This is a genomic window from Mucilaginibacter sp. (genome assembly GCF_965277465.1).
Classification (GTDB): Bacteria; Bacteroidota; Bacteroidia; order Sphingobacteriales; family Sphingobacteriaceae; genus Mucilaginibacter.
In genome coordinates, this window is sequence record NZ_CBDICW010000001.1 from 1,193,318 (window position 1) to 1,208,449 (window position 15,132).

The window sequence follows — 15,132 nt, forward strand, 5'->3', positions numbered from 1 at the left end:
AGGGGGAGTTTTTAATTAGCCTTACCCAAAGGCGGCTATTGTTATTGTTAATTTTATTTATTCTCTATTTGCCTCTTATTTCCCTTTCGGAGATAAGAGGAATCCTACATTTCATCTGTAACACAACCTTCGGCGGCCGAGCTAACAGTTTTTGAGTATTTATATAATAGTCCTTTTTTAACTTTTAATGCCGGTTGTACCCAGTTGGCGCGGCGGGCGGCAATCTCTTCGTCTGATACCTTTAGCGTCATGGTGTTGGTAATAGCACTGATCTCAATAATATCCTCGTCTTTTACAAAGGCAATTAAACCACCATCGTAAGATTCGGGCGTGATGTGACCCACCACAAAACCATGCGTACCACCGCTAAAACGGCCATCGGTAATTAATGCTACCGAAGCACCCAAGCCAGCACCAAAAATGGCACTTGTAGGCTTTAACATTTCGGGCATACCCGGTGCACCTTTGGGACCAATATTGCGGATAACCACCACATCACCAGCACGCACATGGCCGCTTGAAATACCGTGTATCAGTTCAAACTCGCCATCAAAAACACGGGCAGGGCCTTCAAAACGCTCGCCTTCTTTACCGCTTATTTTCGCAACGCTGCCACCTTCGGCAAGGTTGCCGTATAATATTTGTAAGTGGCCTGTAGCTTTTATCGGGTTTTCGGCCGGGAAGATGATCTTCTGTGTGTCAAAATCAAGTTCAGGCACATCAACTAAGTTTTCGGCAATGGTTTTTCCGGTTACGGTTAAACAGCTGCCATCTATCCAGCCTAATTTTAATAAGTATTTCATTACAGCAGGAATACCGCCCACGTTGTGAAGATCCTCCATCATGTACTTTCCGCTTGGTTTCATATCGGCTAATACCGGGATACGGTCACTAACCGATTGGAAATCGTCCTGCGTTAATTTTACTCCCACACTTTTAGCCATCGCTATCAGGTGCAGCACGGCATTGGTTGAGCCACCTATTACCATAATGGTAACAATGGCATTTTCAAATGCCTGGCGGGTCATGATATCCGATGGTTTGATGTCCCTTTCAAGTAAGATCTTTATGGCTTTACCGGCTGCCAAGCACTCGGCTTTCTTTTCATCGCTCAGTGCAGGGTTTGATGAGGAGTAAGGCAAGCTCATTCCCAAAGCCTCAATTGCCGAAGCCATAGTATTTGCTGTGTAGATACCGCCGCATGCCCCTGCGCTTGGACATGAGTTTTTTATCACACCTATAAAATCTTCGGGGGTGATGGTGCCGGCTATTTTTTTACCTAAAGCTTCAAATGCCGATACAATGTTTAAATCCTCGCCTTTATAATGGCCCGGCTTGGTAGTACCACCGTACACCATTATAGATGGGCGGTTCAACCTGCCCATAGCAATTACTGAGCCCGGCATGTTTTTATCACAGCCCGGCAGTGTTATTAAGCCATCGTAGTACTGGGCGCCGCAAACAGCCTCGATAGAGTCAGCAATAACATCACGGCTAACTAAGGAATAGCGCATGCCTTCGGTTCCGTTGCTCATGCCATCGCTTACGCCAATGGTATGAAATATCAGCCCTACTAAACTCTCTTCCCAAATACCCTGTTTTACCAGTTTAGCAAGGTCGTTAAGGTGCATGTTACAGGTATTACCATCGTAACCCATACTGGCTACGCCTACCTGTGCCTTTTTCATGTCCTCTTCTGTTAAACCAATACCATAAAGCATGGCCTGTGCAGCAGGCTGGGTAGGGTCCTGGGTTAAGGTTTTGCTGTATTTGTTTAATTCTACCGCTTCTATCGTTTCGTTTGGTGCACTCATTTTGTTATATGCTGTATCAGCTATTTGGTACTAAAAACTTTAATAATTAAAAGGCTTATCTGGTATTGTAAATTGATATTTGTAAGTTATATATAGCCTCAAGGAATAGCAAGGGTTAAAAAAAAATTATTCAATTAGTATTTTATTCTGTCTTTAATTACTATATCAATATAAAAAGTTGTTATAAAACGATATAAAGATATAAAATATTTCATAAAATAGACCAAAGTTCAAAACGGTATTCAGTACGTTTTTTATGCATGCATAGCATTCAGGCTGTTTTCTTCCTGAAACAGGCGATTTAGCCAAAAAAGCGCAAAAAAAAACGTCCGGGTAGTTATCTACCCGGACGTTTCTCAATATGGTAGAAAATTTATTTTTGCATAATACCTTCAGCCAGAATAATGACCTTGTTATTTGATGCTTCAACAACTCCACCTTTTATAAAAAAAGTATCTTCTTTAGCCGAACCGCCGCGCACAGTTACCTTGCCATCCTCTAATGTAGAGATGATAGGGGCGTGGTTGTTCAGTATCTCAAAAAATCCCAATGTACCTGGAAGCGTTACCGAGGTGGCTTCGCCTTCGTATATTGTTTTATCGGGAGTAAGGATCTCTAACGTCATGTTTTATTAGATTCAAAAATCGGGGATCAGGATTAAGATCACTCTTTTCCTGATTACCGATTCTTATGTTTTGATTCTACTAGTTATTAGCTTCAGCTAATAGTTTTTTACCTTTTTCAATGGCTTCTTCAATGTTTCCAACAAGGTTAAAGGCAGCTTCCGGATATTCATCCACTTCGCCATCCATAATCATGTTAAAACCTTTGATGGTTTCTTTAATATCAACCAATACACCTTTTAAGCCTGTAAACTGCTCAGCAACGTGGAAAGGTTGTGATAAGAAACGCTGTACACGGCGTGCACGCGATACCACTAATTTATCTTCTTCAGATAGCTCGTCCATACCAAGGATGGCGATAATATCCTGTAATTCTTTATAACGTTGTAATGTTTCTTTAACGCGTTGAGCAGTATTGTAATGCTCGTCACCTAAAATAGTCGGGCTAAGGATACGTGAGGTTGAATCCAGAGGGTCAACCGCAGGGTAAATACCTAACTCAGCAATTTTACGTGAAAGTACGGTTGTAGCATCCAAGTGAGCAAATGTTGTAGCCGGTGCAGGGTCAGTTAAATCATCCGCAGGTACATATACCGCTTGTACTGATGTAATTGAACCACGTTTGGTTGAGGTGATACGCTCCTGCATGGTACCCATCTCTGTTGCCAGCGTTGGCTGGTAACCTACTGCCGATGGCATACGGCCTAATAGAGCTGATACTTCAGAACCTGCTTGTGTAAAGCGGAAAATATTATCAATAAAGAATAATATATCACGACCCTTACCATCAGCATCACCATCGCGGAAATATTCGGCAATAGTTAAACCTGACAATGCCACACGTGCACGTGCACCAGGAGGCTCGTTCATTTGTCCGAAAACGAATGTAGCTTTTGAATCTTTCAAAGCTTCAGGATCTACTTTAGATAGATCCCAGCCGCCTTCTTCCATTGAGTGCATAAACGCATCACCGTATTTGATAATGCCTGATTCAAGCATCTCACGTAAAAGGTCATTACCTTCACGTGTACGCTCACCAACACCGGCAAATACTGATAAACCTGAGTATGCTTTTGCAATGTTGTTGATCAGTTCCTGTATCAATACAGTTTTACCTACACCAGCACCACCAAACAAACCAATTTTACCACCTTTTACATAAGGCTCTAAAAGGTCAATAACCTTTATACCTGTAAAAAGGATTTCTGTTTCGGTTGATAGGTCTTCAAACCTTGGAGGGGTTGCGTGGATAGGACGGCCATTGGCTTTGTCCAGATCAGCGATACCATCAATAGCATCACCAACCACGTTAAACACGCGGCCTTTAATATCATCGCCAACAGGCATTTTTATGGCTGATTCCATGTCAACAACCTTCATTCCGCGTAGCAGTCCGTCAGTTGAATCCATCGCGATCGCACGAACACGATCTTCACCTAAATGTTGTTGAACCTCTAAAATAACCTTCTGGCCATTTTCTTTTGTGATCTCTAACGCATCATAAATTTTAGGAAGATGAGCGTCATCAGCGAAGCTTACGTCAACTACCGGACCGATGATCCGTGATATTTTTCCAATGTTTGGCATATATTACCTGGTAATTTATAGTATTTATAGCGAAATAGTACGATAAAAAAATACCTGCTATTTCAGAGGCGCAAAGTTATGATTTATAAACAAATATTAAAATAGGTTTGATAAGATTTTTAACGATGTTATTGATTTAGTAATTTAAGTTGTAAAATTACAGGTATAAGGTTATCAGTTAAGCGGTTAGTTTACGATAATTAGTGGACAGTAAATATTTCTTCAATGATTAAATATTACCCAATAATTGAACTTGAACGCATAAAAACAGCCATATTAAAACTCCAGCACTATTTTACCAATGTGCTCACCGCTTTCCATTAGCCTGTGCGCATCAGCCGCCTTATCAGCTGCAAAAACTTTATTAATAATTGGTTTTATTTGGCCCGAAGCAATAAAAGGCCAGATGGTTTCTTCTAACTTTTGGGCTATAGCGGCCTTAAACTCAGTTTGGCGGCCGCGCAGCATGGAGCCTGTTATGGTGATCCGTTTGCGTATCACTATAGATAGATCAACCTCTACATCTTTACCTTTCATGGTATTGATCATCACCAGGCGGCCCTCGTCTGCCAGCGATTGAAGGTTACCCGGTGTATAGTCGCCGCCTATCATATCTAAAATAACAGCTACGCCTTTGCCCTTCGTTAATTCTAAAATAGCATCCTGAAAAACATCCGTTTTATAATTGATAGCCTTTGTAGCGCCAAGCTCTTCACAGAAGCTGCACTTTTCGGCCGAGCCCGCAGTTACATAAACTTTATTACCCATAGCCTTCGCCATTTGAATAGCGGTAACCCCGATGCCGCTTGAGCCGCCATGTACCAATAGCGTTTCGCCTGTTTTTAACTGGCCCCTGTCAAACACATTGCTCCACACGGTAAAAAAAGTTTCGGGCAAGGAGGCTGCTTCAGTAAAAGATAATTCGCCGGGTATGGGGAGGCACTGGCATTGTGGTACGGCACAATATTCGGCATAGCCGCCGCCATTTAACAGTGCGCAAATTTTATCGCCAACCTTCCAGCGGGTTACATTAGCCCCTGTTTCAATAATAGTACCCGCAATTTCAAGCCCCGGAATATCGGCAGATGCTCCCTTTGGCGGCGGATAATTTCCCTTGCGCTGATAAACATCGGGGCGGTTAACCCCGGCCGCTGCAACTTTAACAAGTACATCATTATCAGTATAAGCAGGTATTGACCTTTCGGCCATCTGCAAAACTTCGGGTGCGCCTGGCTGGGTAATTACTATTGCCTTCATTAAGCTAATATATCTGTTTTATTAACAGCTTAGGTCAGCAGATGTTTGCTTATTCACTTTGCAGGCTGTTTATAGGATTAACCAGGGCAGCCTTGGCTTTGGTATTATATCTATCATAACTCAGCTCATCAATCACGTAAAAAACAATAAGCATGCAAGTTGCAAGCCCTAATGCGAGCCCTGAAATATTCATAAAAGTAAAGCCTTTGTTTTTCAACAGGCTGCGAAATGCGGTTTTAATATAATTCCTGAATATAGTTTAAGCAAATTGATACCCTAAAGCCATAGCTAAATTTTTAGTTTTTAAAACAATCTCAATAAAAATTGACTAAATGATTATGCTGCAAAGGCACAACATTGATTTAATTATTATTTCTTTGCATAAAAAAACAATTATGTCATTACAAACTGGTTCAGCAGCCCCGCAGTTTACTTTGGTATCATCAGCATTAAAGGAAGTATCATTAGCCGATTTTAAAGGTAAAAAAGTGGTCCTTCACTTTTTCCCAATGGCTTTTACAGGAGTTTGCACTACCCAACTATGCACCATGCGAGATAGCTTTGGCTATTATGATGGGTTAAATGCAGTTATTTTGGGAATTTCTGTTGATTCGCCTTTTACACTTGCTAAGTTTAAAGAAGAGAATAATTACCAGTTTGAATTACTATCAGACTTTAATAAAGAAGTCTCAACTGTTTACGATGCAATTTATGAAAACTTTGTATTCGGCTTAAAAGGCGTTTCAAAACGTGCCGCCTTTGTGATAGACGAAGAGCAGAACATTATTTATGCAGAAGTACTTGAATCAGCTGGCGACCTGCCTGATTTTGCTGCAATTGCCGAAGCGGTTAAGTGATTTATAAAGCATCATAATATCCTGGCTGGCTAAACTTAGGTTTGGCCGGTTTTTTTTTATGGAATAAGATTTTGTGGTTTTTTATTGGTGAATTTGGTTAATGGTCATTAGTATAGAGACAAACTATAACTAAATTTAATCCTGTGAAAGCAGTAATATAGCCGGGATCTCTTTTATTTCAGAAAACAAGTTTAAGCTTTTATTAGATCTCACGCTGAGGTATTATATGTTTGAAGTTTTTAAAGATAGGGAAACTATCAAAAAAAGGACAATATTGTGTATAAATGAACGGACAGAAGGATAAAATACACGTTTTTAAAAAAAAAATATGATGATTTAAAAAAAATCCTATCTTTGCAGTCCGTTTAAAAAGGCACTTGTAGCTCAATTGGATAGAGCACCTGACTACGGATCAGGAGGTTAGGGGTTCGACTCCCTTCAAGTGCACTTAACGTTTAAGCCTTTCAGTGTTGTACCGAAAGGCTTTTAATTTGAAAAAAGCATGCTAAATCTGGTATTGTTTGGTCCTCCCGGAGCCGGGAAAGGTACACAGTCACAAAAGCTTATTGAAAAATATGGATTAATCCATTTATCAACTGGCGATATATTACGCGGTGAAATTTCGCAGGGTACTGAGCTTGGTTTAGAGGCAAAAAAGCTGATGGACCATGGTCAGTTAGTTCCTGACGCCGTTGTGATTGGAATGATCAGCCATAAGCTTGACGCAAACAAGGATGCCAAAGGGTTTATTTTTGATGGTTTCCCGCGTACTGTTGCACAGGCCGAAGCATTAGATGTATTGCTTGAAAGTAAAAAAGCACCCATATCAGGCATGATAGCGCTTGAGGTTAATGATACAGAGCTTGAGCAGCGCTTACTGCTGCGTGGTAAAGATTCAGGCAGGCCTGATGATGCTAACCCCGAAGTTATCCGTAAACGAATAAAAGAATACAATGATAAAACTGCACCCGTTGCCGGTTTTTATCAAAATCAAAATAAATATAAAAGCATAAATGGAATTGGTTCGGTTGACGAAATTTTTGATGCCATTGTTGCTATTATAAATAAATATTAAGAAGACCGAAAGTCGGGAAGATCAGTAAAGTCCGGAAGTTTGCTCAGCATCTTCCGGACTTTTCCGATTAAAAAAGTAAATCCGGAATCGTAATTCTAAAATCCGAAATAATATGTCTCAGGGTTCAAATTTTGTTGATTATGTGAAGATCTGTTGCCGCTCAGGCCACGGAGGGGCTGGTTCATCTCATTTACACCGTGATATATTGACTTCAAAAGGCGGTCCTGATGGTGGCGATGGCGGTCGTGGCGGCCATGTTATTGTAAAAGGCAATGCCCAGCTATGGACAATGCTGCACCTTAAATATCGCAAGCACGTTATTGCCGGCGACGGCGATCCGGGTGGCAGCTCGTTAAGAAGCGGTAAAACAGGTCGTGATGAGATTTTAGAAGTGCCTTTAGGAACTACCATAAAAAATGCCGAAACCGGGGAGATCATTTTTGAGATAACCGAAGATGGCGAAACCAAAATATTAACACCAGGCGGCCGTGGCGGCCAGGGTAACTGGCATTTTAAAACATCTACCCAGCAAACGCCGCGTTATTCACAACCAGGAGAAGATGGGCAGGAAGAATGGAACGTACTGGAATTAAAGATCCTTGCCGATGTAGGTTTGGTAGGTTTCCCAAATGCGGGTAAATCAACCTTGCTTTCAGTAGTGTCTGCTGCTAAGCCAGAGATTGCTGATTATGCTTTTACTACCATTGTCCCTAATTTAGGGATAGTTGCTTACCGTGGTGGCAAATCATTCGTAATGGCAGATATTCCGGGGATTATTGAAGGTGCTTCGCAAGGCAAAGGTTTAGGATTCAGATTTTTACGCCATATAGAACGAAATTCAGTATTGCTATTTATGGTGCCTGCTGATACGGCACGCACGATAAATGAAGAATACCAGATATTATTGCACGAACTAAAGGAATATAACGCCGAGATGCTTCATAAGCCAAGGGTGTTGGCAGTTACAAAGTCGGATTTATTGGATGATGAACTGGTAGCCGAAATGAAAAAGGAACTTCCGTTGGATATTCCCTCAATTTTCATATCCTCTGTAGCACAAAAAAATATAGATGGTTTAAAGGATCTGCTTTGGACAGAGATCAACAAAGACAGGGCTTAACCCGATTTATTTCTTCCTTTCCATATAAGCTGAGTACAATACATAATTATCGCTCAGCATGGATATGTTGAAGCCTGCATAACCCGGGAATGATTTCATGATCATTTTTTCTTTTGGCCCGTTATAGCTTTCGGGCAGTATTATGTATAGCGGGCCCGCAAAGCCTTCATAACGGTAATCGTCCATATCAATTTTAAGGTCGTCACCTACAGGGGGCAGTGTAATAATGCGGTTATGGCCAATCTCTAGCCCTATATCATTATTTACAAAAACAAATATTGCATTTTTATTTGCCCTGTCTAATTTCATTATCGCATTTAAAGATGCCTGGTCAATGTTGGGTTGTGATATGCCGGTTACGCCCTTAGCGCTAACATTTTTATTAATCACATAACCTTTAATTACGTATTGTAGTGAAAAGCAAAGTAAAGTAAAGCATGCAGTAGCAAATAGCGTTCGGTATATCGGTTTAAGCCTAATGGCAAGCGTAATAATGCATGGTGCAATTAACAGCCCTATAATACGGAAATGCCTTGCCTCGTACGAGATATTGAGCTGTTTAAGAAAAGCAAAACCAAAAAACAACAAAGCACCAAAGTAAAACACAGCTACCATTATCTTGTAATTATTGTTAGGCGTACTGAGGATGATGCTTACAATAAGCAACAGACTTAATACAGCCAGCAAAACAAGTATGAGGATTGCCCATTGATGATCAACCGTAGGTTTACCAAAATGATAAATCAGGCCGTGAAAAATATCATCCAGCGAAAAGCTGGTAAGTAATGGTGTAGCCAGCGGGAAGCTGAATGTTTCGGCAGCTAATTTAAAACCCTTTGAGGTTGTTGCCGGGCTTTGCCCTTTAGACATGAAAAGGAAATAAATAGCAGCCAATGAAACCGCTGCCGGGATGCCTATCCAAATCCCTTTTTTTATCCATTCAGCAATTCCGGCGCGATTGGCGCATAGGCTAATCCATAAACATATCAACCCGGCTATATAGATCCATAAAAAGGAAGATTTGAAAAAGAAGCCGATCCAAACTGAAATAAGTACAAAGAGCACTAATTTCCAGTCCGGTTTTTTTAAAGCGATACAGCCGTATAAGAACCAGCCTTCAAAGGCAAAAAGTAATATTTCGCCGCCATTATAGTAAACATCGGGTACATAAAAGGCAAGCTGGCAAATAATAAATATAAGGCTCAGCGCTGCTACAAGTGATGAAAACCCAATCCTTTTAAAGAAAAAGTAAAAACCCGCAAGGCCTGATATATTGGCCAGTGTAATAGTTACCGCCGTTGCCTGCCCAAGGTTAATACCGCTTATCAGCTTAAAAAAATAAGGAACAAGGTATTGCCCCGGCGACCACCAGGTTAAAAATTCTGTATAATTTTGTGATATATCGCTTTGATCGGGGCTGGCAAAAACGTTAAACCCGCTGCCCATCTGCATCGATCTTAGCACTTGGAAACCATTTGCCGGATCAGGAAACAGCGCAGGCGGGATACAAATTAAAACCACCCCCATTATTACCACCAGCAGTGCAATAATTATCAGGATTACTTTATGCAGATTACTTTTTTGTGCAGGCATTAAAATAGGTTTTACAGGTAGCTTTTGCAGTAAGCGTCTAATTTATACATAATCTCTAAAAAGATCTTATTCAATAATACGCGAACGCGTTTTTATAGCGGGGTTACCTTGGTAAACAGCATAGGCTTCCAGGTTTTTTGTGGCTACAGAACCACTTGTTAACACAGCGTGCGAGGCTGCTGTTATACCCGGGGTTACCATAGCTGCGGCACCTATCCAAACGCCATCTTCTAAAATAATACTTTTGGTTATGAGGTCGAAACTGGTTTTTTTGTAATTATGGCTGCCTGTAAGTAATATGGCTCCCTGCGATAAGCAAACATTATTACCAATGGTGATGGGCACCAGACAATCAATCCAAACATTTTCGCCTATCCAGGTATGGTTACCAATAGTTAAGTGCCAGGGGTATTTAACATTTACACCGGGTTTTATGGTAACGCTTTTACCTATGCGGGCACCAAATAGCCTCAGCAAAAATGTTTTAAAACTGTTTGATGGCAGCAAACTTGTTTTCAAAAACAAGGCATTAAGGTAATACCATAAAACCCTTTTAACAGCCGAACCGCCCGGGTTAAACGGGAAGTTGTTATAAGTTGACAGATCAGTTTGCTGCATCATTTTTTAATACTTCATCGTGCTTTACCCAAAAGTAAAGCGTAATAGCTATTACAATGTATATAAAAATATTAAATATGGTGTGATGATCGAACGAGTGGCCATAGTTCTTATTCCAGAATATGGCAAGTACCACAAAGCGGATTACATTTAAAACCTCTATACCTAATATACCGCATAGCAGGAAAATGATTTTAGCTTTCCATTTTTTAGGGTAAGATAAAACAAAAGCTGCAAAAAAGCTGCTCACCCCCAAACCAAGGCAGGAGTAAACCAACTGTATGCCCCCGTGCCCGGCTACCAAAAGGTCATATTCATTGTAAATAGCCGAAAAACCAAGCCAGTTTAATATTTGTGCGCTGCATAATAATAGCAGGTGGCGTAGTCCCCTAATGTAATTCAGGTTGTTATCTAAAAAAGCACTGTAATGGCTGCCCGGCGATGTAATACCAAAGTATAGAATATTGAAGTAGTAAAACACAACAAACAAAATAACGAAGGTAAAGATGAAATGCAGGGGTTCATTCTTGCTTTTATTATAGTCTGTCTTCGCTGGTATTTGTTGTTGTTGTAATAGTTCATCAATTTTAATATCAACTACCAAACGGAACCAAAAAGCTTGAAGGAAATGGAATATTACCCCCGTGCGCCCATCTAATATACCTAATTGAAAAAACATACGGTATATAAAATAGAGCATTGGCCTTACGTAACGGGGCATTTGCCACCATAATTGTTTAAGCCTTGCCGTGCGCTCGTCCGGTGATCCCCAAAAGTTGGGTTTAAGTGTTTGTGAACGTAGGGCCATCATTCGTTCTACTTCTTCTTGCGCAACTAAATCACTGTAACGGTTATGCTTGTTAATCCAAAAGCTGATGTTGTTTTCCTTTAAGTTCTCCTCTAAAATATAACCGTCTTTCCAGATCAGCGTTTCCCCGGGAACGATAAAACGATGATCCATATTCTCGTTTAGGTCTGAGTACCCTTTGCCAAAGCGGATCATTTTAAGCAGATAAAGAGGGGAATAACCACCATGCTTTATCCAGCGGCCCTTAAAAAAGTTTTTACGGTTAAAGTAAATGCCGTTCACCTGTTGATAATCGGCATCCTGAAAATTATGGAGCTTATTTTTTAATTCGGGGGTAACTATCTGATCGGCATCAAGGCAAATGATCCAGGGCGTTTTAATATCAAAGTTTTTTAAGGCAAAATCCCACTGTTTTGGATGGTTTTCAAATGCATGGTGCAAAACTGTGGCCCCGGCCTGCTGTGCTATGGCCAGGGTTTTATCGGTACTGCCCGAATCTAAAATAAACAGCGGGGCATTGAGCTCACTGATTGAAGCCAGCAAACGCGGAAGATGAACCTCTTCATTGTAAGTAATAATTATAAATGAGAACTGGTTGTTCAAGATATCCTTGCTTTAATTACCATTGATTTCCAAAAGTAAGGAACGCGCCCGCAGCCTATAAAATCGGTAACTGTAAAACCTGCGTTGGTTAACAGGGTGCTTAACGTAGCTTTAGACCAAAATTTAATATGCCCCCCATGCCAGATAGGCCCTAAATGAGCATCCCATTTATTTAAAATACTGAGCGAAAGGTTTTTTAAATAACCGTGATATGGGGTTGAGATAATAATTTCGCCCTTGCTGTTTAAAGCTGTTTTGCAAAATTCTATAAATCCTTCGGGGTCATATAAATGTTCAATTACCTCGGTGCTTATTATGGTGTTAAATTTTATGGCTTGCAGTTCATCAGGTAATTTCCCTGTCGAAAGATCCTGCAAAAAAAAGCGGTCGGGATTAGCCCGGCGGGCAATTTCTATTCCTTTTTCAGATGCATCAGTACCATAAGCATTGTACCCCTGCGATAGGAGGTAGTTAACCAAATACCCATTGCCACAACCCAAATCAAGGATACACATCTCTTTATTCAGCAGCGAAAGTATGGGGGCCTGCAAATAATCAAACGTATGGGCAGGGCTATCGGTGTAAAAGTTATAGTCTTTGTAATCTGTCATGGTTTAACTATTTGTTGGTACATGCTAATATATTTATGTACTAAATTATCCTCGTTAAAGTCGCTGTAAATAATGCCGGGTGCATCCAGCCTGATGCGCTCAAGCTCCGTTTTTTTATTTTGTGCGATGTTATTTATAGCCCCGCTTAAAGCAGCACTATCTGTTTGGCAAACCCAGCCCAGTTTATTCACCGTCACATAATCGGCTAAACCAACACCATCAGTTATCAGTACGGCAGTACCAGTGCTAAGGCTTTCAATAACTACGTTACCAAAATTTTCATCGTACGATGGCAGCACAAAAAGATCATGCTCATGCAGCATTTCAAATTTATCGTTATTACGGAAACCCACCCAATTTATTTTATCGGTAGCCTTCATTTCTGCAGCCAATACCTTCAATTGGGCTATATAAATTTCATCCCCATTGCCGGCTATGGTAAGCTGGTAAGGAATAGTTAATAAAGGGAGCGCCCGCAGCAGGATCTCCAAGCCTTTTTTTTCTTCTATCCGCGAAAAAAATATCAGTTTTATACAGGGCGCATCTTCCTGCCTAAGCTGTATTTTGTGTTCAGGGAGCTTAACAAAATTAGGCAGTACCACCATGCTTTTTGGGTTTACCAATTGCGCTATTGCTCTATCCTCTCTTTGCGAGGTAACATGAAAGTAACACCTGTTGAGCAACGGCTTGCTCAATAAATTATGAATAAGCCATTTTACGCTGTTGTTTTTATTTTGAAACGAATAAGGACTTAATGTGCCTCTTGGTGATATTACAACAGGTACTTTCCTCAACAGCGCAATAGCGCAGGAGAAAATGGATACTAAATTCCACCAGGTGTGGATATGGATCATGTCAAATTCCGGGCTTTGCTGCCAAACTTTTTTTAATAACGCGGGCGAAAAATGGCTGTGATCTTTTGTTAGGCGGGTAAAATAAGTAACAAAAACGCCATCAACATTGGTTGGTAGATTGGGCACTACCGGCAATTCGGCTTTTCCATTTGCTGTGGTAGCAAATACATGGGTATCAATACCTGCTTTTGCCAGTTGCTCGCTCAGCATAGATACCGACATGGTAGGCCCTCCGTAAACGAAAGCAGGTTTATAGGCAGCACAGATCTGTAAAACTCTCAAACCTCTTTAAGTATGTTTCTGGACCTTAGTATTTTAAAAATGACCAGCATGCTGATATAACTCCAAAAGACAGAGTTAATGAGGAACTCAAAACTCAGGCCGCGCCAAAATATCTGGAACAAACCGCTGAATATAAGCGCGGTGCCCAAGGTATATCCCCCAAAAAGCTTTTCGGCCTTGAGTGCTATGATCTGGGCAATGGCGCCATATAAAAACGAAAATATAAATACCCCAAATGTGCCTGCCGATAAATAAGCATCAACAATAAAAGCCGGTTTGGCCGATACCGATGAGTTTTGGTTAACTACCCCTGCATCATATACGCGCTGCATCACCAAATCTTCGGTTATGGGCTTTGATGGCCAGAAAACACGGGGTATTATAGCTATAGCCGATTGCTCCAGCAGCTGCGTTTTGTAAAATCCTATCTGGCTGGGTGTCGACTTAACAAACAGCGTAAACATATCAATCTCACTAAGGCGGTATACCAAAAACTCCCAGTTGGTATTGTCATTATTATTAAGGGAGGCATCTAAAGCAATCTTTGAGGCATCCTGCGCATTCTCATCACCCGACCATGCATTTTGCCGGAAACTGGCCACATACGATGGCAGTATTATAAATAAAAGGATCAATGCGGGCCCAAACGTAACAATCACTATTTTTTTATAGCTTGGGTATAAAAAAAGGCCTAATACCAATACGCTGATAATAATAGGCTCTTTAAATCCCGATATGGTGGCCTGGTAAAAGTTAAACAGGTATAGCGAAAGGCAAATTAATGTATTGGGTATTTTTTTGAGTGGGATAGCAAAAGCCAATGCTAATGTACCGGCAATAAAACTGAGGGAACTTAGCTGGTAATAAAACTGTGATAAGCCGGGTAAGCGTAAAAATATTTCAGATACGGGGAATGTTATTACTGCCGTTTTCATGAGCAGGTTGGCTAAAATATCCTTTTCTATATAATACTTTTTCTCTACGGGATAATTCATGAAGTACAGGATGCCGGCGGCGAAGGCGGCATGCCCAAGGCAGTAATACCGCTGGCATTCCGCAGTAAGTGCCAGCTTATCACTATCAATTAATAATGCTGCGCCTGCTCTTGAAAAATACTGGTAACCTAATACACTTAAAAAGTAAAAGATAGAGGTGCAGCTCATATAACCGGCAAAAATTATCTGCACAATGAAGATAGGCCGCATTACCTGCTCGGGGATGGTCCTGTCTGTTGGTAAGGGTTTTACTTTACCAGTTAAGGTCATGAAAAAGATAAAGAACGACCCCAGCCAGGCAATCATAAACGAAGTGCCGGGAGCGAACGAAAATAAACACGAAATAGCCCAGGGGATAAATAGTACAATGAACTTAGCTATGTCGTTATCTTTTTTCATAAAAAACTGTAGCAGCAATATGCGCCCTACTTAAAT

General features: G+C 40.8%; 14 protein-coding genes and 1 tRNA gene. 4 read left to right on the forward strand and 11 right to left on the reverse strand.

Annotated features, from left to right (window positions below):
• Nucleotides 1–104: 104 nt before the first annotated feature.
• From ilvD to ACQY4U_RS05525, 5 genes are all read right to left on the reverse strand, one after another.
• Entirely contained in the window at nt 105–1,814 is a 1,710-nt protein-coding gene (gene ilvD, locus ACQY4U_RS05505) for a dihydroxy-acid dehydratase (RefSeq protein ID WP_428328390.1), read from the reverse strand.
• Between the two features lie 373 nt (nt 1,815–2,187).
• Entirely contained in the window at nt 2,188–2,439 is a 252-nt protein-coding gene (gene atpC / locus ACQY4U_RS05510; protein ID WP_428328391.1) for an ATP synthase F1 subunit epsilon, read from the reverse strand.
• A 79-nt stretch (nt 2,440–2,518) separates the two neighbouring features.
• Nucleotides 2,519–4,024, reverse strand: coding sequence for a F0F1 ATP synthase subunit beta (gene atpD / locus ACQY4U_RS05515; RefSeq protein WP_428328392.1), 1,506 nt, complete (start codon nt 4,022–4,024; stop codon nt 2,519–2,521).
• A 276-nt stretch (nt 4,025–4,300) separates the two neighbouring features.
• The gene (locus ACQY4U_RS05520; protein WP_428328393.1) at nt 4,301–5,281 is read right to left on the reverse strand and encodes an NAD(P)H-quinone oxidoreductase; all 981 of its coding nucleotides are present in this window, start codon (nt 5,279–5,281) and stop codon (nt 4,301–4,303) included.
• Between the two features lie 49 nt (nt 5,282–5,330).
• Complete coding sequence (locus tag ACQY4U_RS05525) at nt 5,331–5,474, reverse strand: hypothetical protein (protein WP_428328394.1); 144 nt, start codon at nt 5,472–5,474, stop codon at nt 5,331–5,333.
• 202 nt (nt 5,475–5,676) lie between these two features.
• Here ACQY4U_RS05525 and ACQY4U_RS05530 point away from each other — a divergent pair, with 202 nt between their 5' ends.
• The 4 genes from ACQY4U_RS05530 to obgE all read left to right on the forward strand — a co-directional run bounded on the left by ACQY4U_RS05530 (nt 5,677) and on the right by obgE (nt 8,333).
• Nucleotides 5,677–6,138 carry a redoxin domain-containing protein gene (locus ACQY4U_RS05530; protein WP_428328395.1) on the forward strand — a complete coding sequence of 154 codons (462 nt, stop codon included), beginning with the start codon at nt 5,677–5,679 and terminating at the stop codon, nt 6,136–6,138.
• 373 nt (nt 6,139–6,511) lie between these two features.
• Nucleotides 6,512–6,585, forward strand: a tRNA-Arg gene (locus tag ACQY4U_RS05535).
• Between the two features lie 55 nt (nt 6,586–6,640).
• Nucleotides 6,641–7,213: an adenylate kinase gene (locus tag ACQY4U_RS05540; protein WP_428328396.1), complete on the forward strand. Its 573-nt coding sequence runs from the start codon at nt 6,641–6,643 to the stop codon at nt 7,211–7,213.
• Between the two features lie 112 nt (nt 7,214–7,325).
• On the forward strand, nt 7,326–8,333 hold the full coding sequence (gene obgE, locus ACQY4U_RS05545) for a GTPase ObgE (protein ID WP_428328397.1): 1,008 nt from the start codon (nt 7,326–7,328) through the stop codon (nt 8,331–8,333).
• 6 nt (nt 8,334–8,339) lie between these two features.
• On the opposite strand, the gene ACQY4U_RS05550 is transcribed toward obgE, so the two are convergent.
• From ACQY4U_RS05550 to ACQY4U_RS05575, 6 genes are all read right to left on the reverse strand, one after another.
• On the reverse strand, nt 8,340–9,926 hold the full coding sequence (locus ACQY4U_RS05550; RefSeq protein ID WP_428328398.1) for a hypothetical protein: 1,587 nt from the start codon (nt 9,924–9,926) through the stop codon (nt 8,340–8,342).
• A gap of 66 nt (nt 9,927–9,992) precedes the next feature.
• On the reverse strand, nt 9,993–10,547 hold the full coding sequence (locus ACQY4U_RS05555; RefSeq protein WP_428328399.1) for a putative colanic acid biosynthesis acetyltransferase: 555 nt from the start codon (nt 10,545–10,547) through the stop codon (nt 9,993–9,995).
• On the reverse strand, nt 10,531–11,955 hold the full coding sequence (xrtY, locus tag ACQY4U_RS05560) for an exosortase Y (protein WP_428328400.1): 1,425 nt from the start codon (nt 11,953–11,955) through the stop codon (nt 10,531–10,533). Before xrtY ends, ACQY4U_RS05555 begins: the two co-directional genes overlap by 17 nt.
• Nucleotides 11,952–12,566: a class I SAM-dependent methyltransferase gene (locus tag ACQY4U_RS05565; protein WP_428328401.1), complete on the reverse strand. Its 615-nt coding sequence runs from the start codon at nt 12,564–12,566 to the stop codon at nt 11,952–11,954. Before ACQY4U_RS05565 ends, xrtY begins: the two co-directional genes overlap by 4 nt.
• On the reverse strand, nt 12,563–13,702 hold the full coding sequence (locus ACQY4U_RS05570; RefSeq protein WP_428328402.1) for an XrtY-associated glycosyltransferase XYAG1: 1,140 nt from the start codon (nt 13,700–13,702) through the stop codon (nt 12,563–12,565). Before ACQY4U_RS05570 ends, ACQY4U_RS05565 begins: the two co-directional genes overlap by 4 nt.
• On the reverse strand, nt 13,699–15,096 hold the full coding sequence (locus ACQY4U_RS05575; RefSeq protein ID WP_428328403.1) for an exosortase Y-associated Wzy-like protein: 1,398 nt from the start codon (nt 15,094–15,096) through the stop codon (nt 13,699–13,701). The genes ACQY4U_RS05570 and ACQY4U_RS05575 overlap by 4 nt, the downstream gene beginning before the upstream one ends.
• Nucleotides 15,097–15,132 lie beyond the last annotated feature (36 nt).